General features: G+C 62.1%; 24 protein-coding genes and 3 tRNA genes. 15 read left to right on the forward strand and 12 right to left on the reverse strand.

What is annotated here, in order from left to right:
• Nucleotides 1-2 precede the first annotated feature (2 nt).
• A complete protein-coding gene (locus tag PHF15_RS01810; RefSeq protein ID WP_300118308.1) occupies nucleotides 3-320 on the reverse strand; it encodes a pyrimidine/purine nucleoside phosphorylase in 318 nt (105 codons plus the stop codon).
• 33 nt (nucleotides 321-353) lie between these two features.
• Nucleotides 354-719: an ArsC family reductase gene (locus PHF15_RS01815; protein ID WP_300118311.1), complete on the reverse strand. Its 366-nt coding sequence runs from the start codon at nucleotides 717-719 to the stop codon at nucleotides 354-356.
• A gap of 78 nt (nucleotides 720-797) precedes the next feature.
• On the opposite strand from PHF15_RS01815, the gene folC reads away from it, so the two are divergent.
• The 9 genes from folC to PHF15_RS01860 all read left to right on the forward strand — a co-directional run bounded on the left by folC (nucleotide 798) and on the right by PHF15_RS01860 (nucleotide 7,912).
• Nucleotides 798-2,117: a bifunctional tetrahydrofolate synthase/dihydrofolate synthase gene (gene folC / locus PHF15_RS01820; protein WP_300118314.1), complete on the forward strand. Its 1,320-nt coding sequence runs from the start codon at nucleotides 798-800 to the stop codon at nucleotides 2,115-2,117.
• A 19-nt stretch (nucleotides 2,118-2,136) separates the two neighbouring features.
• Nucleotides 2,137-2,853: an SPOR domain-containing protein gene (locus tag PHF15_RS01825; protein WP_300118316.1), complete on the forward strand. Its 717-nt coding sequence runs from the start codon at nucleotides 2,137-2,139 to the stop codon at nucleotides 2,851-2,853.
• A 10-nt stretch (nucleotides 2,854-2,863) separates the two neighbouring features.
• A complete protein-coding gene (locus tag PHF15_RS01830; RefSeq protein WP_366520571.1) occupies nucleotides 2,864-3,358 on the forward strand; it encodes a CvpA family protein in 495 nt (164 codons plus the stop codon).
• Nucleotides 3,359-3,385: 27 nt separating this feature from the next.
• A complete protein-coding gene (gene purF / locus PHF15_RS01835) occupies nucleotides 3,386-4,885 on the forward strand; it encodes an amidophosphoribosyltransferase (RefSeq protein WP_300118318.1) in 1,500 nt (499 codons plus the stop codon).
• 2 nt (nucleotides 4,886-4,887) lie between these two features.
• Nucleotides 4,888-6,111, forward strand: a complete 1,224-nt coding sequence (locus PHF15_RS01840; protein WP_300118321.1) for an O-succinylhomoserine sulfhydrylase — start codon at nucleotides 4,888-4,890, stop codon at nucleotides 6,109-6,111.
• On the forward strand, nucleotides 6,108-7,496 hold the full coding sequence (gene gltX / locus PHF15_RS01845) for a glutamate--tRNA ligase (RefSeq protein WP_300118324.1): 1,389 nt from the start codon (nucleotides 6,108-6,110) through the stop codon (nucleotides 7,494-7,496). The genes PHF15_RS01840 and gltX overlap by 4 nt, the downstream gene beginning before the upstream one ends.
• Nucleotides 7,497-7,560: 64 nt before the next feature.
• Nucleotides 7,561-7,636: transfer RNA gene (locus tag PHF15_RS01850), tRNA-Ala, on the forward strand.
• Between the two features lie 34 nt (nucleotides 7,637-7,670).
• A tRNA-Glu gene (locus tag PHF15_RS01855) sits at nucleotides 7,671-7,746 on the forward strand.
• An 89-nt stretch (nucleotides 7,747-7,835) separates the two neighbouring features.
• Nucleotides 7,836-7,912: transfer RNA gene (locus tag PHF15_RS01860), tRNA-Asp, on the forward strand.
• 60 nt (nucleotides 7,913-7,972) lie between these two features.
• Here PHF15_RS01860 and PHF15_RS01865 read toward each other — a convergent pair.
• Genes PHF15_RS01865 through PHF15_RS01875 form a run of 3 tightly spaced genes read right to left on the reverse strand, consistent with a single transcriptional unit; the run spans nucleotide 7,973 to nucleotide 10,922 of the window.
• The gene (locus PHF15_RS01865) at nucleotides 7,973-8,881 is read right to left on the reverse strand and encodes a DMT family transporter (protein WP_300118327.1); all 909 of its coding nucleotides are present in this window, start codon (nucleotides 8,879-8,881) and stop codon (nucleotides 7,973-7,975) included.
• Nucleotides 8,878-9,372 (reverse strand): methylated-DNA--[protein]-cysteine S-methyltransferase, encoded by a 495-nt coding sequence (locus PHF15_RS01870; protein WP_300118330.1) that lies wholly within the window; start codon nucleotides 9,370-9,372, stop codon nucleotides 8,878-8,880. Before PHF15_RS01870 ends, PHF15_RS01865 begins: the two co-directional genes overlap by 4 nt.
• A complete protein-coding gene (locus tag PHF15_RS01875) occupies nucleotides 9,369-10,922 on the reverse strand; it encodes an AlkA N-terminal domain-containing protein (RefSeq protein ID WP_300118333.1) in 1,554 nt (517 codons plus the stop codon). The genes PHF15_RS01870 and PHF15_RS01875 overlap by 4 nt, the downstream gene beginning before the upstream one ends.
• A 142-nt stretch (nucleotides 10,923-11,064) precedes the next feature.
• On the opposite strand from PHF15_RS01875, the gene PHF15_RS01880 reads away from it, so the two are divergent.
• The 3 genes from PHF15_RS01880 to PHF15_RS01890 are packed head-to-tail and all read left to right on the forward strand — an operon-like array spanning nucleotide 11,065 to nucleotide 14,914.
• On the forward strand, nucleotides 11,065-12,462 hold the full coding sequence (locus tag PHF15_RS01880; protein WP_300118335.1) for a phosphomannomutase/phosphoglucomutase: 1,398 nt from the start codon (nucleotides 11,065-11,067) through the stop codon (nucleotides 12,460-12,462).
• Nucleotides 12,459-13,526 carry a lipopolysaccharide heptosyltransferase I gene (waaC, locus tag PHF15_RS01885; protein WP_300118337.1) on the forward strand — a complete coding sequence of 356 codons (1,068 nt, stop codon included), beginning with the start codon at nucleotides 12,459-12,461 and terminating at the stop codon, nucleotides 13,524-13,526. The genes PHF15_RS01880 and waaC overlap by 4 nt, the downstream gene beginning before the upstream one ends.
• Nucleotides 13,523-14,914: a 3-deoxy-D-manno-octulosonic acid transferase gene (locus PHF15_RS01890; protein ID WP_300118339.1), complete on the forward strand. Its 1,392-nt coding sequence runs from the start codon at nucleotides 13,523-13,525 to the stop codon at nucleotides 14,912-14,914. Before waaC ends, PHF15_RS01890 begins: the two co-directional genes overlap by 4 nt.
• Here the strand turns inward: PHF15_RS01890 and PHF15_RS01895 are convergent.
• The 6 genes from PHF15_RS01895 to PHF15_RS01920 all read right to left on the reverse strand — a co-directional run bounded on the left by PHF15_RS01895 (nucleotide 14,882) and on the right by PHF15_RS01920 (nucleotide 22,333).
• A complete protein-coding gene (locus tag PHF15_RS01895; protein ID WP_300118341.1) occupies nucleotides 14,882-16,198 on the reverse strand; it encodes a TolC family outer membrane protein in 1,317 nt (438 codons plus the stop codon). The genes PHF15_RS01890 and PHF15_RS01895 overlap by 33 nt on opposite strands.
• A 63-nt stretch (nucleotides 16,199-16,261) precedes the next feature.
• The gene (locus PHF15_RS01900) at nucleotides 16,262-16,603 is read right to left on the reverse strand and encodes a rhodanese-like domain-containing protein (RefSeq protein ID WP_300118344.1); all 342 of its coding nucleotides are present in this window, start codon (nucleotides 16,601-16,603) and stop codon (nucleotides 16,262-16,264) included.
• 2 nt (nucleotides 16,604-16,605) lie between these two features.
• The gene (locus tag PHF15_RS01905) at nucleotides 16,606-17,268 is read right to left on the reverse strand and encodes a protein-L-isoaspartate O-methyltransferase (RefSeq protein WP_300118348.1); all 663 of its coding nucleotides are present in this window, start codon (nucleotides 17,266-17,268) and stop codon (nucleotides 16,606-16,608) included.
• A gap of 40 nt (nucleotides 17,269-17,308) precedes the next feature.
• A complete protein-coding gene (locus PHF15_RS01910) occupies nucleotides 17,309-20,485 on the reverse strand; it encodes an efflux RND transporter permease subunit (RefSeq protein WP_300118351.1) in 3,177 nt (1,058 codons plus the stop codon).
• Entirely contained in the window at nucleotides 20,486-21,628 is a 1,143-nt protein-coding gene (locus PHF15_RS01915) for an efflux RND transporter periplasmic adaptor subunit (RefSeq protein WP_300118354.1), read from the reverse strand.
• A gap of 21 nt (nucleotides 21,629-21,649) precedes the next feature.
• The gene (locus tag PHF15_RS01920) at nucleotides 21,650-22,333 is read right to left on the reverse strand and encodes a TetR/AcrR family transcriptional regulator (protein ID WP_300118357.1); all 684 of its coding nucleotides are present in this window, start codon (nucleotides 22,331-22,333) and stop codon (nucleotides 21,650-21,652) included.
• Between the two features lie 146 nt (nucleotides 22,334-22,479).
• On the opposite strand from PHF15_RS01920, the gene msrA reads away from it, so the two are divergent.
• From msrA to clpA, 3 genes are all read left to right on the forward strand, one after another.
• Nucleotides 22,480-23,028, forward strand: a complete 549-nt coding sequence (gene msrA, locus PHF15_RS01925; RefSeq protein ID WP_300118360.1) for a peptide-methionine (S)-S-oxide reductase MsrA — start codon at nucleotides 22,480-22,482, stop codon at nucleotides 23,026-23,028.
• Nucleotides 23,029-23,037: 9 nt separating this feature from the next.
• Nucleotides 23,038-23,394 (forward strand): ATP-dependent Clp protease adapter ClpS, encoded by a 357-nt coding sequence (gene clpS, locus PHF15_RS01930; RefSeq protein ID WP_300118363.1) that lies wholly within the window; start codon nucleotides 23,038-23,040, stop codon nucleotides 23,392-23,394.
• Between the two features lie 81 nt (nucleotides 23,395-23,475).
• Nucleotides 23,476-25,803 carry an ATP-dependent Clp protease ATP-binding subunit ClpA gene (clpA, locus tag PHF15_RS01935; RefSeq protein WP_300118366.1) on the forward strand — a complete coding sequence of 776 codons (2,328 nt, stop codon included), beginning with the start codon at nucleotides 23,476-23,478 and terminating at the stop codon, nucleotides 25,801-25,803.
• A gap of 105 nt (nucleotides 25,804-25,908) precedes the next feature.
• On the opposite strand, the gene PHF15_RS01940 is transcribed toward clpA, so the two are convergent.
• Nucleotides 25,909-26,520: a thioredoxin fold domain-containing protein gene (locus PHF15_RS01940; protein ID WP_300118369.1), complete on the reverse strand. Its 612-nt coding sequence runs from the start codon at nucleotides 26,518-26,520 to the stop codon at nucleotides 25,909-25,911.

Consider the following 26,520-nt stretch of genomic DNA (forward strand, 5'->3'; position numbering starts at 1 on the left):
TTTCAACCGAAGTGGCAGATGTAGTGGTAGGGCTCGGTGACACGAATGTCGAATTTGGCGTTGCCGGGGATGCTGAAGCGCTCGCCAGCGCTCGACTTGACCCAGGCCCCGCTGTCGGCCAGCCGGTATTCGCAGCTACCGCCCACGCATTCCATGATTTCTGGCGCGCCGGTGTTGAAGGTCAGGGTGGCGGGCAAAACGACACCCACTGATTTTTTGGTGCCGTCAGCCAGCGTGATGCCATGGCTGATGCACTTGCCGTCGAAGTAGACGCTGGCTGTCGTGGTGACGGAAACACCGTCAATGTGGGTGGTGGTCATGGTGGCTTGCAGCTTGTTTGAAAGACGCTGATTTTAGGGGACCCGATGGGCCGCAAAAGCTGCCGCGTCAAAGCCCACGCTGACCTTGCCGTCGGGCCAGACCACCACCGGGCGCTTGATCACGCTGGGCTGGGCCAGCATCAGCGCCGTGGCCGATGGCGTGTCCACCACGGCCAGGCGCGTGACTTCGTCGAGCTTGCGCCAGGTCGTGCCCTTGCGGTTGAGCAGCAGTTCCCAGCCCATGGCGGCGATCCAACCGGGCAGAAGTTCAGCGGGCACACCCTCTTTTTTGAAATCGTGAAAAACATACGCAACCCTCTGGTCAGCCAGCCAGGCGCGGGCGTTTTTGACGGTGTTGCAGTTGGGAATGCCGTAAAGCGTGATGTGGGAGGTCTTCATGCCCGCCATCATGCCATGGGCAGGATTTAAAACTGCCGTGCTGCCGTCAGCCGGGTCGTCTGGTGGACAATTCGGGCTATGACGACACCCAAGCTTCACACTCTTCAAGACTGGCTCGCCTACTGCGAGCGTTTGCATCCCACAGCGATTGATTTGGGCCTGGACCGTGTGCACACCGTGGCACGGCGCATGGGAATCCGCTTTGATTGCCCCGTGATCACCGTCGCCGGCACCAACGGCAAGGGGTCGACCTGCGTCATGCTGGAATCCATTTTGCTGCAGGCCGGCTACCGCACCGGGGTCTATACCTCGCCGCATCTGGTGCATTTTGAAGAACGCCTGCGCCTCAATGGCGAGGCCGTCAAGGCACACGAACTGGTGGCTGCCTTTGCCCACGTGGAAAGCGCCCGCGTTCAGAACAACGAAGCCATTTCGCTGACCTATTTTGAATTCTCCACGCTGGCCATATTGGATGTGATGCGACGCAGCGCGCTGGAGGTGGTGATTCTTGAAGTCGGCCTGGGTGGGCGCCTGGATGCGGTCAACATCATCGAGCCTGACTGCGCCATCATCACCAGCATCGACCTGGACCACACCGCGCTGCTCGGCGAAACCCGTGAAGCCATCGGTTTCGAGAAAGCCGGCATCATGCGCACCGGCAAACCGGCGGTGGTGAGCGACCCCGTGCCGCCGCAAAGCGTGCTCGACCGGGCGATGGAAGTGGGGGCCGACCTGTGGCGTGTGGGCATCGACTTCAATGTCACTGGCGACAAGCAGCAGTGGGGCTGGGCCGGGCGCGGGCGGCGCTACAGCGGCATGGCCTACCCGGCGCTGCGCGGCGCCAACCAGCTGGTGAATGCAGCTGGCGTGCTGGCCGCGCTGACCGCCTTGCGTGACCGTTTGCCGATCACGGCGCAGGCGGTGCGCAACGGCTTTGCCTTCGTCGATTTGCCGGGGCGATTTCAAATTGTGCCGGGCCAACCCAACCTGGTGCTCGACGTGGCGCACAACCCGCATGCGGCGGCGGCGCTGGCGGCCAACCTCGATGCCATGGGCTTTTTCCCCACCACGCACGGGGTGTTCGGCAGCATGGCCGACAAGGACATTGCCGCCGTTATTGATCGCCTCAACCCACTGGTGGATAAGTGGTATTTCACCAATTTGCCCACCGAACGGGCGGCAAGGGCCACCGATTTGATGGCGCAATGGCAGGCGCTGAACCAGCGCAAGGACTGCACGGCCGAGGTCTGTGCTGACCCTGAGTCGGCCCTCCAGGCGGCCCTGGCCGCGGCAGACCCCGCTGATAGAATCGTCGTTTTCGGATCGTTCCTGACGGTGGGCGGCGTGCTCAAAGACGGCGTGCCCCAATTGCAGGCCAAGCATTTGCCCCATTCCTGATTCACACCAACTTATCTGCATGGACTTTTTCAAGTTTCGCAAAAAAGGCGATCCCGCCCCGAGCACGTCAGTACAGCCAGAGAGTGTGGAGCGCATGCGCCAACGCGCCAAGCATCGCCTGATCGGGGCCGCCGTGCTGGTGCTGATCGGCGTGATTGGTTTTCCGCTGTTGTTCGACAAGCAGCCCCGGCCCATCGCGGTGGACACCCCGATCGACATTCCAGATAAAAACAAAGTGCCGCCCCTGGTGTTGCCAGAGGCGCCCGCGTCCAAGGCCAGTGCTGTTGCGCCCATCACGCCTCCACCTGTCACCCCGGTTCCAGCGGTTGAGCCCAAGCCGGCAACACCGCCGTCCGTGGTGATCACCGAAACGGCGGAGCCGCCCAAGCCAGTCAAGCCTGAAGCCAGCGCAGTGAACCCTCCTGTTGCGGCCAAACCCGCCGAGGTCAACAAGGCTCAGGCGTTGCTCGACGGCAAGGCGGCCGATGCGCAACCTGCCGCGTCGGACGGCCGCTTTGTGGTGCAAGTGGGTGCTTTTGCCGATGCCGCGCGAGCGCGAGAGGTGCGGCTGAAGGTGGAGCGTGCCGGCCTCAAAACCTATACCAACGTGGCCGAAACCAAAGACGGCAAACGCATTCGGGTACGGGTGGGGCCGTTCACGACCAGGGCAGACGCTGAAAAAGCAGCGGAGAAAATCAAAAAGCTGAATTTGCCCGCCGTCTTGCTGACACTGTGAGGCGTGGCTTATGACCCTGGCTGCGCTGGACTGGATATTTGCCACGGTATTGCTGATGTCTGTGCTGCTGGGTGCCTGGCGCGGCCTGGTATTCGAGGTTTTGTCGCTGGCCAGTTGGGTGGCCGCGTTTGTGCTGGCGCAGTGGCTGGCACTGGATGTGGCAGACTTTTTGCCGATGGGCGGCGCCAGCGAGACGATGCGTTACGGCGCAGGTTTTCTGCTGGTGTTCATTGCCACGGTGATGCTGGGCGGCCTGTTCGCCGCGCTGTTGAAAAAGTTGATGGCCACGGTGGGCTTGCGGCCGGTTGACCGGGTGCTGGGGGCGGGTTTTGGCGCACTGCGGGGCGTTTTGCTGCTGCTGCTGGCCACCGTGCTCGCCGCCATGACGCCTTTCAAATCCAGCCCGGCCTGGCAGGAATCGACTGGTGTGGCCATGTCCCTGACTGTCATTCAGGAGCTCAAACCCGTCTTGCCGCATGACATGGTGAAGTATTTGCCCGCTTGAACAAGTCGTTGAAAAGATAGGAAAACTATGTGTGGAATCGTTGGGGTTGTCAGTCATGCGCCGGTCAATCAGCTGATTTACGACGCGTTGCTGTTGTTGCAGCACCGTGGTCAGGATGCAGCGGGCATCGTGACGCAACAGGAGCGCAAGTTTTTCATGCACAAGGCCAAGGGCATGGTGCGCGATGTGTTCCGCACCCGCAACATGCGCTCGCTGCCGGGCAATTGCGGCCTGGGCCAGGTGCGCTACCCGACGGCGGGCAACGCCTTCAGCGAAGAAGAGGCGCAGCCCTTTTATGTCAATGCGCCGTTCGGCATAGTGCTGGTGCACAACGGTAACCTGACCAACGCTCACGCCCTGAAAGCCGAGCTCTTCAGTGCCGACCATCGCCATATCAACACCGACAGCGACTCCGAAGTGCTGCTCAACGTGCTGGCGCACGAAATTGGCGAGACCACGCGCGGCCTGCCTCTGACACCGCACGACGTGTTCGAGGCGGTGCGCAAGGTGCACCGGCGCGTTCGCGGCTCGTATGCCGTGATCGCCATGATCGCCGGCCATGGCGTGCTGGCGTTTCGCGACCCGTTCGGCATTCGGCCGCTTTGCATGGGTGTGACGGACGGCACTGTGATGCTGGCCAGCGAATCGGTGGCCATGGAGGGCACCAACCACAAGTTCGAGCGCAATATCCAGCCCGGCGAAGCGGTGTTCATCGACCTGCAAGGCCAGGTGCATGCGCAGCAGTGCGCCGACCACCCGGTGCTCAACCCCTGTATTTTTGAATTTGTCTATCTGGCCCGGCCCGACTCGGTGATGGACGACATATCGGTGTACCAGGCGCGCCTGAACCTGGGCGAAACCCTGGCCAAGCGGGTGATCTCGACTGTGCCGCCCAACGAGATCGATGTGGTCATTCCGATCCCTGAGTCCAGCCGGCCCAGCGCCGCGCAACTGGCACAACTGCTGGGCTTGCCCTACCGCGAAGGTTTTGTCAAAAACCGCTACGTGGGGCGCACCTTCATCATGCCGGGGCAATCGGTGCGCAAAAAGTCGGTGCGCCAGAAGCTCAACGTGATCGCCAGCGAGTTCAAGGGCCGCAACGTGCTGCTGGTGGACGACTCCATCGTGCGCGGCACCACGTCCAAAGAGATCGTGCAAATGGCGCGTGACGCCGGTGCCAACAAGGTGTACATGGCCAGCGCGGCGCCACCGGTGCGCTATCCCAACGTGTATGGCATCGACATGCCCACCGCGCAGGAACTGGTGGCGCACAACCGCACCGTGGAGGAAATTAGGCAAATCATTGGCTGCGATGCCCTCATCTACCAGGATGTGGACAGCATGAAAAAAGCCATTGGCTCACTCAACCCGGCCATCAAGAACTTTGATGCGTCCTGCTTTGACGGTGTTTATGTCACCGGCGACATCACGCTGGAAGATATCGAGCGACTCAACGCCAACCGCGTCGATGGCGATGAAACGCTGGAGGACAACTCGCGCCTGGCCCTGCCCAACCACGAAGACTGACCATGCCCGCCAAAAAACTCCCCGAGCACCTGCACCGAGACACGCTGGCGGTGCGCGCCGGCATTGCGCCCAGCCAGTACGGTGAGAATTCCGAGGCGTTGTACCTCACCAGCAGCTTCGTGCAGCCTGATGCCGAGACCGCCCGCAAGCGTTTTGCCAACGAGGAAGACGGCTACACCTACACCCGCGTCGGCAACCCGACCGTGACCGGCATGGAGCAGCGCCTGGCGGCGCTCGAAGGCACCGAGGCGGCGATAGCCACATCCAGCGGCATGGCCGCCGTGCTGTTGCTGGGCATGGGACTGCTGCGCGCCGGTGACCACGTGGTGTGTTCGCAGTCGGTTTTTGGCTCCACATTGCGCCTGTTTGCCGGCGAGTTCGCCAAGTTCGGCGTCGAAACCACCTTTGTCTCGCAAACCGATGTGGCGCAATGGCGTGCCGCGCTCAAATCCAACACCAAACTGCTGTTTGCCGAAACCCCCACCAACCCGCTCACTGACATTTGCGACATCGCCGCGCTGGCAGAAGTGGCACACACCGGCGGCGCGTTGCTGGCGGTGGACAACTGCTTTTGCACCCCCACGCTGCAGCGCCCGATCGAGTTCGGCGCCGACTTCGTGATTCACTCCGGCACCAAGTACCTGGACGGCCAAGGCAGGGTGGTGGCGGGGGCCATTTGCTGCTCGCAAAAGTATGTCAACGACGTCTTCTGGCCGATCAACCGCACCGTCGGCATGGTGCTGTCGCCGTTCAATGCGTGGGTCGTCACCAAGGGCATGGAAACGCTGGCGATTCGCATGCGCGCCCAGTGCGACAGTGCGCTGGCGCTGGCCCAATGGCTGCAGCAGCAGCCCAATGTGGCGCATGTCTATTACCCCGGTCTGGATTCGCACCCGCAGCATGCACTGGCCATGCACCAGCAAAGCGGACTTGGTGGCGCCGTGGTGTCGTTTGATGTGCGGGCGTCGGATGCCGACCAGGCCCGCAAGCGCGCGTTTCATGTGATCGACAGCACGCAGGTGTGCTCGGTCACCACTAACCTGGGCGATACCAAGACCACCATCGCCCACCCAGCCACCACCTCGCACGGCCGCCTGACCGAGGTCCAGCGCCGGGCCGCTGGCATTGGCCAGGGCCTGATCCGCATCGCCATGGGACTAGAGCATCTTGGCGATATTCAGGACGACCTGAACCGCGGCCTGCAAAACTTGAATGCCTTGTCATGACCCAAAAAACCCGCACCCGTTTCGCCCCGTCGCCCACCGGCTTCATCCACTTGGGCAACATCCGCTCGGCGCTGTACCCGTGGGCCTTTGCCCGCTCGACCGGTGGCGACTTCATTTTGCGCATCGAAGACACCGACCTGGAGCGCTCCACCCAGGCTGCTGTCGATGTGATCATTGAAAGCATGAGCTGGCTCGGGCTCGATTACGACGAAGGCCCGTTCTATCAAATGCTGCGCATGGACCGCTACAAGGCGGTGCTCGCCGACATGGTGGCCGCAGGCCATGTTTACCCGTGCTACATGAGCATGGCCGAGCTTGATGCCCTGCGTGAGCGTCAGACGGCTGCGAAGGAAAAGCCGCGCTACGACGGCACCTGGCGCCCGGCTCCAGGCAAATCCCTGCCCTCTGTGCCCGAAGGTGTGCAGCCGGTGCTCCGGTTTAAAAACCCGCAAGGCGGCTCGGTGGTGTGGGACGACAAGGTCAAGGGCCGCATCGAAATCAGTAACGACGAGCTCGACGACCTGGTGATTGCGCGCCCGGACGGCACGCCCACCTACAACTTCTGCGTGGTGGTGGACGACCTGGACATGGCCATCACCCATGTGATTCGCGGCGATGACCACGTCAACAACACGCCGCGGCAGATCAACATCTTCAAGGCGCTCGGCAAGGAACCGCCGGTGTACGCCCATTTGCCGACCGTGCTCAACGAGCAGGGCGAAAAAATGAGCAAGCGCAACGGCGCCAAGGCGGTGACCCAGTACCGCGAAGAAGGCTACCTGCCCGATGCCATGGTCAACTATCTGGCGCGCCTGGGCTGGAGCCACGGCGACGACGAAATTTTCAGCAGGGCTCAGTTTCTGGAGTGGTTCAACCTCGATCACCTGGGCAAGAGCGCCGCGCAGTTCGACGAAGCCAAGCTGCGCTGGGTGAATGCCCAGCACATCAAGATCACGGCCGACGAGGTGCTGGCGCCGCTGGTGCAGGTGCAACTGCACAAGCGCGGCATTGCAGCGGATGAGCGCCTGCCGCGCATCTGTGCGCTGTTCAAGGATCGCTGCGACACCACCGTGGCGCTGGCCGACTGGGCGGCTGTGTTTTATGCCGACGTGCAGCCCGCTGCGGCCGATTTGACCCAGCATGTCACCGAAGCGATCAAGCCCGCGCTGGCCCTGCTGGCTGACAAACTGGCTGCCTGCACCTGGGACAAAGCAGTCATTGCCGCCGCCATCAAGGAAGTGCTGACCGCTTGCAGCCTGAAAATGCCTCATCTGGCCATGCCGGTGCGGGTACTGGTGGTGGGCAACGCGCACACGCCATCGCTGGACGCGGTGCTTGAGCTTTTTGATCGTGAAAAAGTCATCAGCCGGCTCAAACAGGCCTGAAAATCACGCTATAATTTGCGGCTTGGGAATTAACGCTGCTTCTAAACAAAGTAGCTGTGGATTCGGGGGTATAGCTCAGCTGGGAGAGCGCTTGCATGGCATGCAAGAGGTCAGCGGTTCGATCCCGCTTACCTCCACCAAAGTTTCCAAGATCGACGGAAGTCTTCAGGTTTTGACCCCATCGTCTAGAGGCCTAGGACACTACCCTTTCACGGTAGGTACCGGGGTTCGAATCCCCGTGGGGTCGCCAACTTACTGAATAGTAAGATGGTGCAAGTCGGTAACGGTTTGTCTGCAAAGACAAATGACTTGGCTCGCAAGAGCAAACGTTAGCTACCAGGAGTGGTAGTTCAGTTGGTTAGAATACCGGCCTGTCACGCCGGGGGTCGCGGGTTCGAGTCCCGTCCGCTCCGCCAGTTCAAAAGCCTTGCAATTCATTGAATTGCAAGGCTTTTTGCTTTCCAGCCGACAAATGATCAACCCGGCTTTGCTCCCTCAACAAATCGTTTCAACAACCCCATCGACAAGGCCGTGCCGCACAATATGACGGCGCCGCAAATCAACATCCAGGCGGTGACGGATTCGCCCAGAAACACCACGCCGTAAAACACGGCGAAGACCGGGATCAAAAAGGTGACGGTCAGCGAGCCGGCGGCACCCACCTTGTCGATCAGACGGAAATACAGCACGTAGGCCACGCCGGTGCACAGCACGCCCACGACCACCAGCGCCAGCCAGGCGGTGGTGCTGGGTGTGTGGCTTGGCCAAAACAAAAATGTGGGCAGCGCCAGCCCCAGGGTGGCACCGATCTGGCTTCCGGTGGCAATCACCAGCGAGGGCTGACCGCTCAGGTAGCGTTTGGTGAAACTGGCAGCCAGGCCGTAGCACAGGCAGGCACCCAGGCAGGCCAACACCGCCCAGCCGGTCACCAGCCCCGACGCATCTGGCTTGAAGCTGGCCTTGCCCGAGGCCAGCATGGCGACGCCGACAAAACCGATCACCAGGCCGATGATCTTCATGCCGTGCGGCCGATCCTTGAGCCACAACCAGGCCACCAGCGCGCCGAACAGCGGCACGGTGGCGTTGATCAGCGAAGACAAGCCGGTGCTGATCGACAGCAGCGCATAGGCGTACAGGGCAAACGGGATGCCCGAGTTCAGCATGCCGAGAAAGAAGATTTTTTTCCAGTGCCTGGCCAGGCTGGGCCATTGCCCGCGCGCCAGCAGCATGGGTAGCAGGAACAGCGCGGCAATGCCGACCCGCACGCCAGCGGTGGGCAGCGCGCCAAATTCAGCGGTGCCCAGGCGGGTGAATAAGAATGAGGCGCCCCAGATGGCGCCCAGCAGTACAAATTCAAAGAGCCAGGTTTTTGGGGATGTTTTCAACGGGAGCCTTCAAGATGCAACAGGTCAGTTTTGCGGTCCAGCCCGCCAGCGTAGCCGGTCAAGGCCCCGTGGCAGCCGACCACGCGGTGACAGGGCACGATGATACTCAGCGGGTTGCGCCCCACCGCACCCCCTACGGCACGCATGGCCGCAGGATGCCCTATGACCATGCTTAACGCTTTGTAGCTGCTGGTCTGCCCAAACGGAATGTTCAGCAGGGCCTGCCAGACCTTTTGTTGAAAGGCCGTGCCGGTGCTCAAGTCCAGCGGCAGCGCAAACTGGCGGCGCTGCCCGGCAAAGTACTCGGCCAACTGCTCTGCGGCTTGTTGCAGCACCGGGTGTCCGGGGGCTTGCGCACAGCCGGACAAATCGGGCGAATGGGCCTGCGCTTCAAACCAGACCCCAACGAGTTTGTCACTGGCTGCGGCCAGGGTGATGGGGCCTAGTGGGCTGGGGCTGAGTGTGCAGACCGTATGCTTGGGAAGTTTCATGGTGTTTTTGCGTGTTGTCCATTGTCGGGTGGTGTCGCCAGGGTGGCCCAGGCGCGGATCACCGCATAACTGCGCCAGGGTTGCCAGGCCTGCGAAGCGGCCAGCGCCGCCTTGGCCGGATGAGCTGCACCCTGCAGACCCAGGGCTTTGTGCAAGGCCACATCCGCAGCGGGAAAAACATCGGGCCAGTGCAGGGCACGCATGGCAATGTAATGTGCCGTCCAGTCACCAATGCCGGGCAGGGCCTGCAATTGGGCCAAGGTGGTTTGGACATCGGCCACCGAGTCAAGACACAGTCGGTCATTGGCCACAGCAGCGGCCAGCGCCTGAATCGCCGCCTGCCTTTGTTTGACGATGCCCAGAGCGCTCAGGGCATCGGCGCTGGCCGCAGCCAGGACCTGGGGAGCGGGAAACAAGCGGTTCAACCCGGCGATGGGTGTGACGATGGGTTCGCCAAACTGTGCCACCAGCCGCCGCGCCAGCGTGCGTGCTGCGGCCACGGTGATTTGTTGCCCCAGCACGGCACGCACCGCCAGCTCAAAACCGTCCAGCGTGCCGGGCAGGCGCAAGCCGTCGCCGTGTGGGAAATCGGGGTGCAGCACTTTGTTGATGGCCAGCGGGTCGGCATCCAGGTCCAGCAGCGAGCGCACGCGGGTGATCACCTGCGGCAACACCTCAGCCAAAGCCTCGCTCACTTGCAGGTTGACGCGGCAGTGGGCGGCATCAAAACGAGCCAGTACCCAGCCGGTGACGCGCTGCTGACCGTGCGCTAGTGCCATGGTTTTGCCCAGGCTGGCGTTCGTCTGATCAAGCAGCTCCAGCCCGGTGATTTGACGCATTGCCAAAAATTGCAGCAGGGCCGCCACATCGTAAGGTGGCCGGTAGCTCAGCCGCACAAAAATGCCCTCTTGGGCAGCGGGTGTGCGCTGCGCCGGGCGGGTGTGGCGCAACTGGGTTGGGTTCAAGCCGTAGTGGCTGACAAAGGCGGCGTTGAAGCGTCGCACGCTGGCAAAACCACTGAGTTCGGCAACACGGGTCACTGCCAGCGTGGTGTCGGTGAGCAGTTGTTTGGCATTCAGCAAGCGGCGCGTTTGCAGGTATTGCAAGGGCGACACGCCCAACTGCGCCTCAAAAATGCGGCGCAAATGGCGGTCACTGATGCCCAGCCGCTGGGCCAAGTTCTGCACCGTCAGTGCCGGGGCATCTGCACGCGCGGGCGCGTCCATGAGGGCTGCCGCCTGGGCCGTCAGAATGGCTGAGGCATCCTGCATCGACCAGGCCTTGTCTTGCGCCATGCCAGGGTTGAGTTGGCGTGGTGCAAGCTCCGGGCGGCAGCGCAGGCAGGGGCGAAAACCGGCACGCTCGGCCTGCGCGGCCAGACTGAAAAAACGGCAGTTTTCCCGTTTGGGTGTGCGCACCCGGCACACCGGCCGGCAGTAGATGCCGGTGGAAGTCACCCCGGTGAAAAAGTGGCCGTCAAACCGCGCATCATGCGCCTTGAGTGCGAGGTAGCAGGCATCCATGTCGGCATGGGTGGCGGAGTGGTTCATGTTGGGAATCATAAGCGGGAAGCACCCTGTCATGCATCTGATTTCAGGCCCATCAGTAGCCGTTTTCGGACATGTCCCTGCCGCCGGTGGCCCCTACAATTCGGGTCTTCGATGATCCATCCAATCGGCCAGGGAATCCAATATGAAGCTTACCTCCAGCATTTTCAAAGCCTATGACATCCGTGGTGTTGTGCCTGACACCATTGATGCCGCCATGGCGCAGGCTTTGGGCCGCGCCTTTGGCACGGTGGCCTTGCGCGAAGGGCAGACGGCGGTGGCGGTGGGGCGCGATGGCCGCCTGAGCGGGCCCGATTTGAGCGCCGCACTGATGTGCGGCCTGGCCGACGTGGGCGTCGAGGTCATCGACATCGGCCTCGCCACCACGCCCATGCTTTACTTTGCCGCCAACACGCTGGCTGCCTCCGGCATCCAGGTCACCGGCAGTCACAACCCTAAAAACTACAACGGCTTCAAGATGGTGCTGGACGGCCGTGCCATTTACGGTGACGAGATTCAGGCCCTGCGCCGCATGATGGAGTCTGAAAGCTGGGAACTGCGCGCCGGCGGCCAGATTCGCAGCGTCGATGTGCTGGCCGCTTACAGCGCGCGCATCGTGGGCGACATCAAACTGGCCCGCCACATGAAGATCGTGGTGGACTGCGGCAACGGCATTGCCGGGGCTTCGGCGCCTGGCATATTGCGTGCCATTGGCTGCGAGGTGACAGAACTGTTCAGCGAGGTGAATGGCAACTTTCCCAATCACCATCCGGACCCGAGCAAGCCCGAAAATCTGCTCGACGTGATGGCCGCACTCAAGGCGGGCGACGCCGAAATTGGCCTGGCCTTTGACGGCGACGGCGACCGCCTGGGCTTGGTGACCAAGGAAGGCAACACCATCTACCCGGACCGCCAGATGATGCTGTTCGCCCGCGATGTGTTGCAGCGCGCTCCCGGTGGCACCATTGTGTTCGACGTGAAATGCTCACAGCGCCTGGCCCCGACCATCGCGGCGGCGGGCGGCGTGCCGATGATGTACAAGACCGGTCATTCGCTGATCAAAGCCAAAATGAAAGAAATCGACTCGCCACTGGGCGGCGAGATGAGCGGCCACATCTTTTTTAAAGAACGCTGGTACGGCTTTGACGACGGCACCCATGCCGGTTGCCGTCTGCTGGAAATTCTGAGCCAGTCACCCGATGGCAATGCAGTGCTCAACGCCTTGCCGAGCAGCTTTTCAACCCCCGAGCTCAACGTGAAATGCGCCGAGGGCCAGCCGCCGCTGCTGGTGGCCCAGTTGGTCAAGTTGGCAAGCGAGACTGCGACGTTTGCGGCATCACCCGCCACCATCAACACCATTGACGGCTTGCGGGTCGATTGGCCCGATGGCTTCGGCCTGATTCGCGCCTCAAACACCACGCCGGTGCTGGTGCTTCGCTTTGAAGGCCACACGCCCGAGGCGCTGGTGCGTATCCAGGGCGACATGATGGCGCTGCTGCACCAGGTGTTGCCCGGCGCGGTCACCGACGAGGCAGCGCATTGAAGATTCTGATCGTCAAGCTGTCATCGCTTGGCGACGTGGTGCACGCCATGCCGGCCGTGCAGGACATCCGGCGCGCCTTGCCCGATGCGCAGATCGACTGGTTGGTGGAACGTGGTTTTGCGCCGCTGGTGCAGCGCTGCCAGGGCGTGCACCGCGTGATTGCCTGCGAATTGCGGCGCTGGCGCAAGTCGCCCTTGAGCCATGAAACACGCCGCGCCTGGGCTGCCTTCAGGGCCGAACTGCAGCAGCAGCAATACGACGCGGTGATCGATTTGCAGGGCCTGACCAAGTCTGCCTTGATGGCCTGGCTGGCGCGCCTGAATGACGGTGGCAAACGTTATGGCCTGGCCAACCAGACCGAAGGCTCCAGCTTCGAGGCACTGGCGCGCTGGGTGGCGCATGAGGCCATCACGCTGCCAGCGCACAGCCACGCCGTGACGCGCTCGCGCGAACTGTGCGCCCAGGCCTTGCACTACCGCCTACCTGATGAAGTGTCTTTTGGGCTGGTGGCGCAGCACGTGCAAGCGGGGTTCCAGGCGTTGACATTTGAACCGGGTCTGCGTGGTGTGGTGGCCTTGGTGCACGGCACCTCGCGCGCCGACAAGCAGTGGCCGCTGGCGCACTGGCGCGCGCTGGCGCAGCGGCTCAATGACGACGGTTTCGGCGTGGTCTTGCCGCATGGCAGCCCGGCCGAGCAGCAAACGGCGCACGACATCGCCCACGGCCTGACGCACGCCCGGGTGTGGCCGCGACTGTCGCTCGACGCGCTGACCGATGCGCTGGCCACGTGCATCGGCGTGATCGGGGTGGACAGCGGCCTGAGCCATATCGCCGTCGCACTGGACTTGCCCCATGTGCAGATATACAACTTCGACACTGCCTGGCGCACTGGCCCACTGGTCGCGCCGAATACCAATGTGCAGGGATCGTCACGCTGCGCTCGCGATGATGCGTCGAATGTCCCCGCGCGGCGCCAGTGCAGCGTGTTCGCCCAGCCCACCCCCTCGGTCGATGCCGTCTGGCAGGCCTGGCGGGTGGTTTTCCCAAACGCGTCCGCCGCATGACACGCTGGCTCTACTCCTGGCTGATGTGGCTGGCGCAGCCGCTGCTCAGGCGCAAACTGGCGCGCCGCAGTGCGCAGGAACCCGGTTACGGTCAATTTGTTGAAGAACGCTTTGGCCGCTACGACCAGGCGTTGCCCGCGCACCATGGCCCCACAATCTGGATTCACGCCGTGTCTTTGGGCGAGACACGGGCAGCCGCCGTGCTGGTGGCGGCGCTGCGCCAGCAATTGCCGCAGATGCGGCTGTTGCTCACCCACGGCACCGCGACCGGCCGCGCTGAAGGCCTGAAACTTCTGGGAAAGGGCGACCTGCAAGCCTGGCAGCCGTGGGACACGCCGGCTGTGGTGAGGCGCTTTCTGGCGCATTTCAAGCCCGATCTGGGCATTCTGATGGAAACCGAGGTTTGGCCCAATCTGGTGGCGGTTTGCGAGTACTTGGGTGTGCCGCTGGTGCTGGTCAATGCGCGGCTCAGCGACAAATCTTTGCGCAAGACGCAGTGCCTGGCCTGGCTGGCGCGCCCGGCGTATGCTGCGCTGGCCGCCGTGTGGGCGCAAACCCCGCAGGATGCGCAGCGGCTGCAGTCTTTGGGCGCCAAAGTGAATGGTGTCTTCGGCAATCTCAAGTTCGACGCCGCGCCCAATGCCGGTCAACTGGCGCAGGGCCGCGCCTGGCGGGCGCAACTGGCCCGGCCGGTGGTGATGTTCGCCAGCTCGCGCGAAGGCGAAGAGCTGGCGCTGCTGGAGATATTGAGCCCTACCAGGCCCAATCGGCCCAAGGGCGGGCCTCCTGCAAAGGCAAGCGACCCTGTCGGAGCGGTGCCATCGCCGCGAGGATTTGATGGTCTCGCGCCGGCAAATCCGGAACCCGTGCAATGGCTGATCGTGCCGCGCCACCCGCAGCGCTTCGATGCGGTGGCCGCGCTCATTGAATCCCATGGTTTTACCGTGCAGCGGCGCAGTGGTTGGGGGCACGGCGGGCCAGTTGCGCTGGGCAGTGCGCCGGACACGATCTGGCTCGGTGATTCGCTGGGAGAAATGGCGTTGTATTACGGCTTGGCGGATGCTGCCCTGCTGGGCGGCAGCTTCGAGCCGCTGGGCGGGCAAAATCTGATCGAGGCCGCCGCCTGCGGTTGCCCGGTGGTGATGGGGCCGCACACCTTCAACTTTGCCGAGGCAGCCGAGCAGTCGCTGGCTGCGGGCGCGGCGCAGCGGGTTCAGGAATTAACGCAGGGCGTTTTTGCGGCGTGTGGCATTGCGCTCAATCAGGCGCTTTACCAGACCATGGTGCAAGCCAGCGCCGACTTTTCGGGGCAAAACCGGGGTGCTGTCGAGCGCACCGTTCAGGCGGTGCTACAACTACTTGACCAGCAAGGCGTTGATAGCGTTTAAGTCGTCAGCCGTGAGCGTGCCGTTGGCCTGGCGCAGCTTGAGGCTGGCCAGCAGCACGTCGTAGCGCGCTTTGGCCAGCTTGGCCTTGGTGTCGAACAGGGAGGTCTGGGCGTTGAGCACATCGATGTTGATGCGCACGCCCACTTGATAACCGAGTTTGGTGGCATCAAGCGCGCTCTGGCTGGAGGCTTCGGCGGCTTCCAGCGCCTTGACCTGGCCCAGGCCGGACTCGACGCCAAAAAACGCGGTGCGCGTGGCTTGCGCCACACTGCGCTTGGCCGCCTCGACGTCGCTGCGCGCCTTGTCTTCCAGGGACAGCGTTTCCTTGATGCGGTTCTGGATGGCAAAGCCGGCAAACAGCGGCAAATTCAAACTCAAACCCACTTGAGCCACGTTGGTGCGGTAGTCCTGTGATGTATTGGAAGCCCCATTGTTCAGCGTCACGTTGTAGCTCCCGGTGAGGTCCAGTGTGGGCTTGTTGCCCGCTTGTGCTTTTTGCGTTTCGAGCTGGGCGACGTCCAGCCCCAATTGGGCCTGGCGCACGATCGGGCTCTGTTGTTCCGACTGCGCCACCCATTGGGTGACATCGTTGGGGGTCACGGGTGGGATCACCACGGGCACCGCCAGTGGCTTGGGTCCAGCCCCGGGTTTGCCGGTGAGTTGATCTAGCGCCACTTTCTTGACACGCAAGTCGTTTTCCGCGGCAATCTCCTGCGCCAGCACAAGGTCGAAACGGGCCTGCGCTTCACGCGTGTCGGTGATGGTGGCGGTGCCGACCTCGAAGTTGCGCTTGGCTGAAGCCAGTTGCTCGGATACCGCCGACTTTTGCGCCTTGACAAAGTCCAGGCTGTCACCAGCGGCGAGCACGTCGAAATAGGCCTGGCTGACGCGCACGATCAGATCCTGGTCTGCCGTCTGCAATTGCGCCCTTGCCACATCGACCGACTTCTTGCCTTGAGCTGCCGTGGCGACATTGGCAGGGCGGTATAGCGGCTGGCTGGCGCTCAGGGTGGCGCTCTGGTTGCCGTAGTCGCGCTCAAAATCCGGAACGTCACTGGTGATATTGGTTCGATTCACACCCAGCCCCAGGTTGGCGATGGGCAGCAGCCCGGCCTTGGCCTGCTCGGCCTTGGACAGGTTGGCCTCGTAGAGCGACCTGGCCGACTGGTAGCCGGCATCGAAGCTGAGCGCGGCGTCGTAGAGTTCCACCAGACTTTGGGCCTGCGCAGGCAGCGCGAAAACGCCAGTCAGGGCCAGGACAAGGGGGAGTTGACGCAAGTTCATGATGATGTGCCTAAGGTAGGGTGCCAATAAAGAGCCGGGCTGGGTAATTTGCGAAGAACCGAATCAGTAGCGCGGCACGCTCGAATCTACTTCGGAAGACCACGCGTTGATGCCGCCCGCCACATTGGCCACGTGCTTGAAACCGCGTGCTTTCAAGAAGGCTGCCACCTGCATGCTGCGCGCGCCGTGATGGCACAGGCAGGCCACGGGCTGGTCGGGATCAAGTTCATTGAGGCGCGGCGGGATCACGCCCATCGGGATGGTGATGAGCTCGAAGCCATCGGCCTTGATGCTGGCCGTGCGCAACTCGTGGGGCTCGCGCACGTCGAGCACCACCGGGTCGCCGTGACCGCGCACGGCCTCGAGCCAGTCTTTGAGTTGAATCGGGCGAACTTGTGTGACCATGTTTAAAACTTGAAAGTGTCCGGGTGCGCGAAGTTCTGCAGGCGCGGCGCGTTGTCGTCCCATTTTTCCACCGAGGTGAAATTGGTTTCGCTGCTGCGGGTGATCACTTGGGCGTGCATGATGGGCTCGTCACCCACGATGGCCACCAGCCGGCCGCCAATTTTGAGTTGCGCCAGCAGCGCCTGCGGCACTTCAGCCACTGATCCACCCAGCACAATGACATCGAACGGTGCATCGGCCGTCGCACCCTGGGCACCGTCAGCCTGGCGGACTTCAACGTTGTGGATGCCCGCGCGTTGCAGGTTGGCACGCGCCATGTCGGCGATTTCGGGGTTGATCTCCAGCGAGATCACGCGTTGGGCCAGACGTGCCAGCAAGGCTGCCATGTAGCCGGAACCAGTGCCGATCTCCAGCACCTTGTCGGTCGGCTGGACCGCAGCATCCTGCAGCAAACGTGCCTGCACGCGGGGTGGCAGCATGCTTTGGCCGGCGGGCAGCGCAATGGCCATGTCAACGAAGGCCAGGGATTTTTGCGCCAGTGGCACGAAGTCTTCGCGCTTCATGCTCGACAACAAATCCAGCACGGCCGGGTCACTGACGTTCCACGGCCGGATTTGTTGCTCGATCATGTTGAAGCGGGCTTGTTCCACGTTTTGCAAATTCATCTGAGTACTCCTGGGGGTATGTTAATGGAATGCGACAATTTTAGCGGCTGGCACGGTCAATATCCCTGACTGGTACTGGAGTTGCGCCGGGTTTGCGCCACAACTTGCGCAACCATTGCGCCAAATCATCCATGTAGCAATAGACCACCGGCACCACCACCAGCGTCAGCAGCGACGAGGTGATGACGCCGCCGATCACCGCCTGACCCATGGGGGCGCGCATCTCGGAGCCTTCGGACAGTGCGAAGGCGAGCGGCAACATGCCGAAAATCATGGCCAGCGTGGTCATCAGGATGGGGCGCAAGCGCACTTTGGCGGCCATCAGCAGGGCGTCGTGCCGATTCAAACCGTCCTCGCGCGCCCGAATGGCAAAGTCCACCAGCAGGATGGCATTTTTGGTGACCAAGCCCATCAGCATCACCACGCCGATTACCGAGAACATCGACAGCGTGGAGTTGAACAACATCAGCGCCAGCACCACGCCGATCAGCGTCAGCGGCAGCGCGGTCATGAGCGCCAGCGGCTGGAAGAAGCTCTTGAACTGGCTCGCCAGAATCATGTAGATGAAGATCACCGCCAGCGCCAGCGCCGACAGCGCATAACCGAAGGCTTCGGCCATGTCCTTGACCGAGCCGCTGAACTTGTAGCTGTAGCCGGGCGGCATGGCAATGCTGTCCATGGCGGTCTTGATGCCGGCAGACACCTCGCCGGCAGAGCGACCCGAGACGTTGCCGGTGATGGCGACCTCGCGCGTCAGGTCGCGTCGATTGATCTGGTTGCTGCCCGTGGCTTCGACCACGCTGGCCACCTGGTCGAGCCGCACCACGCGGGCGCTGCCGTCGGCCTGGGTGCCCACGGTAAAGGGCAGGGCGTTGAGGTCTTGCGGCTGGTTGCGCGATTGGGGCGACAGGCGCACATTGACGTCATAGGTTTGGTCGTCGGGCGCGCGCCAGTTGCCCACCGTCTGGCCGGCCACCAGCGTGCGCAGGGACGAGCCGATTTGCGCCACGCTCAGGCCCAGGTCGGAAGCCACGTCCCGCTTGACCTGCACGTCGAGCGTGGGTTTGTCGGGTTTCAGCGTCGAGTCCACATCGACCAGGCCCGGCACCGTGCGGATTTTTTCCAGCGCCAGCGCATTGAGCCGTGACAGCTCGCCCATGTCGGCGCCCTGGATGGAAAAGGCAATCTGTTTTTGACCGCCCACCGGGTCGAGCAGCCCGACGTGGGTGACGCTGATGCCGGGCACTTCGCGCAGGCGCTGGCGCAGCACGGTGGACATGTCATCGACGCTGCGTGTGCGCTGCTTGCGATCGATCAGCCGGATGTAGATGCTGGCGTACATCTTGCCCTGCGCGTTGCCGGTGTTGATGGTGGTCAGCGTGTAGTTGACCTCGGGGAAGGAGCGGATGATGCCTTCCACCTGGCGCGCCCTGGCTTCAGTGACTTCGAGCGATGAGCCCACCGGTGTGTTGAAGGTGAGGTTGGTCTCGGAAAAGTCAGACTTGGGCACGAACTCGGTGCCCAGCAGCGGCACCATGAACAGACTGCTGATAAAAATCGCAAGCGCCAGCAACACCGTGCTGATCTTGTGGTCCAGCGCCCAGCGCAGGATGCTCTGGTACACATCGACCAGCGCGTCGGTGCCCAGGTCGAACAGCCGGGTGACGCGGCCGATGGACTTGTCGTAGAAATTTTGTGGCGTGTGATGCTTGCCGTGGGGCTCGATGCTGGGGTCTTGCCAGATGGAAGACAGCATGGGGTCGAGCGTGAAGCTGACAAACATCGAGATCAGCACCGCCGCCACAATCGTCAGGCCGAACTCGTGAAAGAACTTGCCGATGATGCCGCCCATGAAACCGATTGGCAAAAACACCGCCACGATCGACAGCGTGGTGGCAAACACCGCCAGGCCGATTTCAGCGGTGCCGTCCATCGACGCCTCGAACGCGCCCTTGCCCATCTGCACATGGCGCACGATGTTTTCGCGTACCACGATGGCGTCGTCGATCAGCAGGCCCACGCACAGACTCAACGCCATCATGGTGATCATGTTGATGGTGAAGCCCAGCAGGTTCATGAAGAAGAAGGTGCCGATCAGGGCGATGGGCAGTGTCAGGCCGGTGATGACCGTGGAACGCCAGGAGTTCAAAAACAAGAACACGATCAGCACGGTGAGCAGCGCGCCCTCGAACAGGGTCTGCCGCACGTTGGACACCGAGACGCGGATTTGCCGCGAGCCGTCGGTGATTTGCGTCAGCCTGATGCCGGGGGGCAATTGCTGCTGCAGCTCCGCCAGGGTTTTGTTCAGGCCATCGACCACGGCAATGGTGTTCTCGTCCTGTGACTTTTGCACGTTCAGCAGCAGCGTGCGCTGGCCGTTGTAGAGCGCCAGGCTCTCGATTTCCTGCGACCCATCCTTCACCTCGGCCACCTGGTCAACCCGCACCGGGGCGCCATTTTTGCGCGTGATGATGATGCGGCCGAAGTCCTCGGGGCGCTGCACGCGCGCGGCGATCTGGATCACGCGGTCCTGCGCGCTGGAGCGGATGCTGCCCACCGGATAGTCCTGGTTCTCATTGCGCACGGCGCTGGCGACCTGCTCGGGCGTGATGCCGAACGAGGCCAGCGCCTGCGGATCGAGGTAAATGTTGATTTCGCGCTGGCTTTCGCCGACCAAAGCGACCGAGCCGACGCCGCGCACGTTTTCCAGCCGCTTTTTCAGCGTCTGCTCGGCCCAACTGGTGAGTTCGACCGCATTGAAGGCGGCGCCCGCGCTGGCATCTGGCAGCACGGCCACCGACCAGATGGCGCGGCTGGCGGGGTCGAAGCGCAGCACGCGCGGCTCCTTGACTTCGTCACGCAGCGTGGGGCGGATGGCCGCCACCTTTTCGCGCACGTCGTCGGCGGCTTTGCGGCCGTCCATGTGCAGGCCGAATTCGATGATGACCACCGACTGGCCTTCGTACGAGCGGGAGGTGAGGGCGTTGATGCCAGCAATCGAGTTGACGCCTTCCTCGATCTTCTTGGTGACTTCGCTCTCGACAATCTCGGGCGAGGCGCCGGGATAGTCGGTGCTGATGACCACCACCGGAAAATCGACGTTGGGGAACTGGTCCACCTGCAGGCGCTGCATGGAAAACAGGCCCAACACCACCAGGGCCAGCATGACCATGGTGGCGAACACCGGGTTGTGAAGGCTGACGCGGGTGAACCACATTTAGGGGCTTCCTGCCGCGGTGGCGGTCGTATTCACCAGCGTGCCGGCGCGCAGGCTGCCGACCGTGCCGTCGATCACCACGCAGTCCTCGGGCAAGCCGGTGATCGCCACCATGGTGATGCCGTCCGCTTCACCGCGCTCACCCAACGTTACGTTCACGTGCTGCACCTGGTTCTGGCTGACCAGTTGCACATAGGGTTGCGGCTTGTCGGTGCGCACGGCGCTCAAGGGAAGGGCCAGGGTTTTCAAGCTGCCCACGGTCAGATGACCCTGGGCAAACAGGCCGTGGCGCAAGTTGGCTTGCGGGGCGACGGCCAGATAAACCAGCACGGCACGGCTGCCCGTGGAGGCGCTGGGGTTGATGCGCACCACCTTCGCGTTGATGGTCTGATCTGTCCCGTCAAGCGTCAGGTGGGCGCTTTGCCCCAATTCGACGTGCAGCGAGTCGGCCGCGTTCAGGCTGGCCTCGAGCTCCAGTTGCCGGTTGTCCACGATCTCGACGATGCGGGTTTCCACCGCCACGCGTTCACCCGGTTGCACCAGGCGCTGCGATATCTGCCCGGCGATGGGTGCGCGCAGTACGGTGTCAGCCAGCGCCTTGGCCGCCACGTCGGCGCCCGATTGGGCGGCGGCGTAATTGGCCTGGGCCGCCGCCAGGCTGGCCTGCGACGATTCAAGCGCCGTGCTGGAGATAAAGCCCTGCGCCACCAGCGCGCGGTTATTGTCGAAACTGCGCTGGGCAATGTCCACCTGCGCTTTGGCCGCTACGGCCAGCTGGCGCGCCTGGCGCACACGGGCATCGGATTCGGTGGGGTCGATCTGGGCCAGCACCTGGCCGGCCCGCACGCTGTCGCCCTCGCGCACGGTCAAGCCGCGCAATTCGCCCGCAACACGCGCTTTCACCATCGCCGTGTTGACGGCCTTGATGGGACCGGAAACCAGCACGCTTTGCGCCAGCTCGAGCGATCTGACCTGCACCAGGTCACTGGCGGCCAGGTTGATGCTGACCTGTGATTTTTGTGCCACCTGTTGTGCTTCCAGTGCGGTCTGGCGGGCTTTGCGTGCGGACAGCGTGCGCAGGGTACCAGCGACCAGCAGGGCCAGAACGAGGCCGGCAAGCGTCCATTTGATCCAGGGTTTCATGTCGGTGTGTGCTCCGGGGGGTCAGTGAGTGGATGGCGTTTGCGCGCAAAAACCGTGCAACAGCATGTCGAGTTGCGCGGCCAGATAGCTTTGCGGGTCGAGCTGCGCTTGGGCGCTGCAACAGGGGCCCAGGGAATGCTTCCACAACGCCAGGAACAGCATGGGCGCCAGCACCAGATAGGCGCCATAAGTCAAGTCCATCGGACGAAACTCGCCACGCGCCACGCCGCGTTGCAGGATGCGCTGGATCAGGGTGTTGGCGGGTTGCATCACTTCATGCTGGTAGAAGCTCGCCAGTTCCGGGAAGTTTTGCGCTTCGCTCATCACCAGTTTGGGGATGCCGCTGGCCTTGGTGGTGCCCAGGCGCTCCCACCAGTTGAACAAACAATAGCGCAGCATCTCCTGGGTGCTGCCGTCGAAGCGGTCGAACTCTTCGTTCCATTCAGCAAACCGGCCGGAAATGTTCTCGCGCACTACGGCCTTGAACAGCTCTTCCTTGCTTGGAAAATACAAAAACAGCGTGCCCTTGGAAACCCCGGCGCGTTCGGCGACTTCCTCGACGCGGGTGGCGGCAAAACCTTTTTCGACGAACAGGTCCAGCGCGGCTGCCAGAAGTTCGCCCGGACGCGCGCCTTTGCGGCGCGAACGGCGTGCCTGACCGTCGGTTGAGGCCTGGGGTTGAGAATGAGTCGTGGCGCTTGGCATGGAGTTAATGACTAATGGGTTATTAGTGTAACTCAAGCCAAATTCTGCTAATTCAAACAAAGACCCGGGCGCATCAGGTTTGTCGGTTTGCGGCTAGCATGAATGATCAAGTCATCTTCTGGTTTGCAATTTCAAGGGGTCGATTCATGCAACAAGCAAGTCCAACCATCGCGCTCGGCGGCGGTTGTTTCTGGTGCACCGAGGCGGTTTTTGTGCAGGTCAGGGGGGTGCTCGACGTGGAGTCGGGTTATTGCAATGGCCAGCGTCCGCAGCCCACCTATGAGCAGGTGTGCAGCGGCAGCACCGGGCATGCCGAGGTGGTCAAGCTGGTCTATGACCCGCAGCAGATCAGCGTGCGTGAGATTCTGGAAATATTCTTTTTGATTCACGACCCCACCTCGCTCAACGCCCAGGGAAATGACCACGGCACGCAGTACCGCAGCGGCATTTACTTTACCTCGCCAGAGCAGCAACAGGAGGCGCTGGCGCTGATTGACGAGCTATCGCAATGCGGGGCGTATGCGCGTGCCATCCTGACGGAAGTGCTGCCACTGGCGAATTACTGGCCAGCCGAAGACTACCACCAGGACTTTTTTGAAAAAAACCCCTACCAGGGCTATTGCATGGCGGTGGCCGCTCCCAAAGTGGCCAAGTTTCGCAAGACCTTTGCGCGTTTGCAGAAGTCAGACCGATAAAATCCACTCATGGCCACCAAACTTCCCAAGTCCCTCCCCTTCCAACCCATCGAGCCTGTTGAAAGCGACGGTACCGTGGTGCTGGAGCGCCGCACGCAGCGCACCAAACCGCCGCAGATGTACCAAGTGGTGATGCTCAACGACGACTACACGCCGATGGAATTCGTGGTGATGGTGTTGCAGGAGTTTTTCAGCAAGGACCTCGAAACCTCGACCCGAATCATGCTCAAGATTCATCTGGAAGGCAAGGCGGTGTGCGGCGTGTATTCCCGCGATGTGGCCGCCACCAAGGTCGATCGGGTGCTCGACGCGGCCAACAAGGCCGGTCATCCGCTCAAGTGCTTTTGTGAACCTGCGGCTTCGTAAGCGTTTGAATCCCGACACCGCCAAATGAATTAAAAATCAGATTACAGTTAACGCCTGAAACAAAAGCCTTAAAGGAACCTCATGATTGCCCAAGAACTGGAAGTCAGCCTCCACATGGCGTTTGTCGAGGCGCGTCAACAGCGCCATGAATTCATCACAGTGGAACATTTGCTATTGGCCTTGCTGGACAACCCCAGCGCGGCCGAAGTGCTACGCGCCTGCTCGGCCAATATCGATGACCTGCGCAAGTCGCTGGTGACCTTCATCAAGGACAACACGCCGCAGGTTGCAGGTACCGAAGATGTCGATACCCAGCCCACGCTGGGTTTCCAGCGCGTCATCCAGCGCGCCATCATGCATGTGCAGTCCACCGGCAGCGGCAAAAAAGAAGTGACCGGCGCCAATGTGCTGGTGGCCATTTTTGGTGAAAAAGACTCGCATGCCGTGTATTACCTGCACCAGCAGGGCGTGACGCGCCTCGATGTGGTCAATTTCATCGCCCACGGCATCAAGAAGAGCGACCCGCCTGAGCCCGTCCGATCCGCTGATAATGCCGCCGAAGCTGAGGAGGGCGCGACCGAGAAAAACGAAAAAGCATCACCGCTGGAGCAATTCACGCAAAACCTCAACCAGCTTGCCAAGGACGGCAAGATCGACCCGCTGATCGGGCGCGAGTACGAGGTCGAGCGCGTCATCCAGATCCTGTGCCGCCGTCGCAAAAACAACCCGTTGCTGGTGGGCGAGGCCGGTGTCGGCAAGACCGCCATCGCCGAGGGCCTGGCCTGGCGCATCACGCAAAAGGACGTGCCCGAGATTCTGGCCGACTCGATCGTCTATTCGCTGGACATGGGCGCGCTGCTGGCAGGGACCAAGTACCGGGGTGATTTTGAGCAGCGCCTCAAAGGCGTGCTGAAGTCGCTCAAGGACAAGCCCAACACCATTTTGTTCATCGACGAAATCCACACCCTGATCGGTGCTGGTGCGGCCTCGGGTGGCACGCTGGATGCCTCCAACCTGCTCAAACCGGCTCTGAGTTCTGGTGCGCTCAAGTGTATTGGCGCCACCACCTTTACCGAATACCGGGGTATCTTCGAGAAGGACGCGGCCCTGTCGCGCCGCTTCCAGAAAATCGATGTGGTGGAACCCACGGTGGAACAGACGGTGGAGATTCTCAAGGGGCTCAAGTCGCGCTTCGAAGAGCACCATAACGTCAAATATGCTTTGGCTGCCCTGCAGGCGGCCGCCGAATTGAGCGCCAAGTACATCAACGACCGCCATCTGCCCGACAAGGCCATCGATGTGATTGACGAGGCCGGTGCCGCCCAGCGCATCCTGCCGCCGTCCAAGCGCAAGAAAATCATCACCAAGGCCGAGGTCGAAGACATCGTGGCCAAGATCGCCCGCATTCCGCCAGCTAACGTGTCCAATGACGACCGGGGCAAGCTCAAGACGCTGGAGCGCGACTTGCGCAATGTGGTGTTCGGCCAGGACAAGGCGCTCGACATGCTGGCTTCCGCCGTGAAGATGTCGCGCTCTGGCCTGGGCAAGGGCGACAAGCCGATCGGCACCTTTTTGTTCAGCGGCCCCACCGGCGTTGGCAAGACCGAGTCGGCCAAGCAGTTGGCCTACATCATGGGCATCGAGCTGATCCGCTTCGACATGAGCGAGTACATGGAACAGCACGCCGTGAGCCGCCTGATCGGCGCGCCGCCCGGCTATGTCGGCTTTGACCAGGGCGGTTTGCTGACCGAGGCCATCACCAAGAAACCGCATTGCGTGCTGCTGCTCGACGAAATCGAGAAGGCGCACCCGGCCATTTTCAATGTGCTGCTGCAAGTGATGGACCATGGCACCCTGACCGACAACAACGGGCGCAAAGCCGATTTCCGCAACGTCATCATCATCATGACGACCAATGCGGGCGCCGAGACCATGGCCAAATCCACCATCGGCTTTACCAACCCGCGCGAGGCCGGCGACGAGATGGCCGACATCAAGCGCATGTTCACCCCCGAGTTCCGTAACCGGCTCGATGCCATCGTCAGCTTCAAGGCGCTCGACGAGAATGTCATTTTGCGGGTGGTGGACAAGTTTCTGTTGCAGCTCGAAGCCCAGTTGGCCGAGAAAAAGGTCGAGGTCACCTTCACCGACAAGTTGCGCAAGCACCTGGCCAAAAAAGGCTTTGACCCCTTGATGGGCGCCCGGCCGATGCAGCGCCTGATTCAGGACACCATTCGCCGTGCCCTGGCCGACGAATTGCTGTTTGGCCGCCTGGTCGATGGCGGCCGCTTGACGGTGGAACTCGACGACACGGACGAGAGCAAAACCGAGGTGTTGCTCGACATCCAGCCCCTGCCCAAGAAAGAGGGCCGGTCCAAGCCCGAGGTTCAGGAAGCCACAACGACCTGATCTTGATCAAGCACAGACAAAAAAAACAGGATGCAAGGCATCCTGTTTTAATTTGCGGGGCAGGCTTAAACTGTGCTCAAGCAGTGCCTGACCAAGTCTTAAGGTTTATTCAACGCCCAGAAAATTGGCTAAAGCCGCTGTTTCCATGGCGCCGTTGAAAGTCACAATCTCACTGGTCTTGCGATGCTTGCCAATCATGAACGGCACCGAATCCGCACCCAGACGATTCAACAACTGGGTGTTGGTGGTGATGGCCTGCTTGATCTCGTCTGGCACGTCGGCACTGGCGGCCATGCCGCCCGTGCCGGCCAGCAAGGACTGTTCATGCGCCGTCATGGCTTCAACCGGGTTGGCGGCAGCCAGCAGGGCCGCACCCTGGGGCACGCTTTTGGTCGGGTTGAACGAGATCGGAATCCAGACGAACTTCACCTTGTCGTGCAGTGGCAGGGACGCCTGCCACAGGCGACCGCAGTGTGGGCACTGCGGGTCGAACAACACATAGACGGCTTGCGCACTCATCAGTGCGCCCACGGTGAAGCCCTTGCTGTTGGCGGCCACCATGTCATAGGAAGTCCCGGTGTTGGCGGCAGGCACCGCTGCCGTGGCTGGCGCCGTGCTGGCATTTGGCGACGCGACAGGGGCGGGCGTTTCTGTTTTGGAACAGGCGGTGGCCGCCAAGACGAGGGCTGTCAGTACCACAAGAGATGCGTTTTTCAT

The organism is Rhodoferax sp. (assembly GCF_028689295.1).
Lineage (GTDB): Bacteria > Pseudomonadota > Gammaproteobacteria > Burkholderiales > Burkholderiaceae_C > Rhodoferax.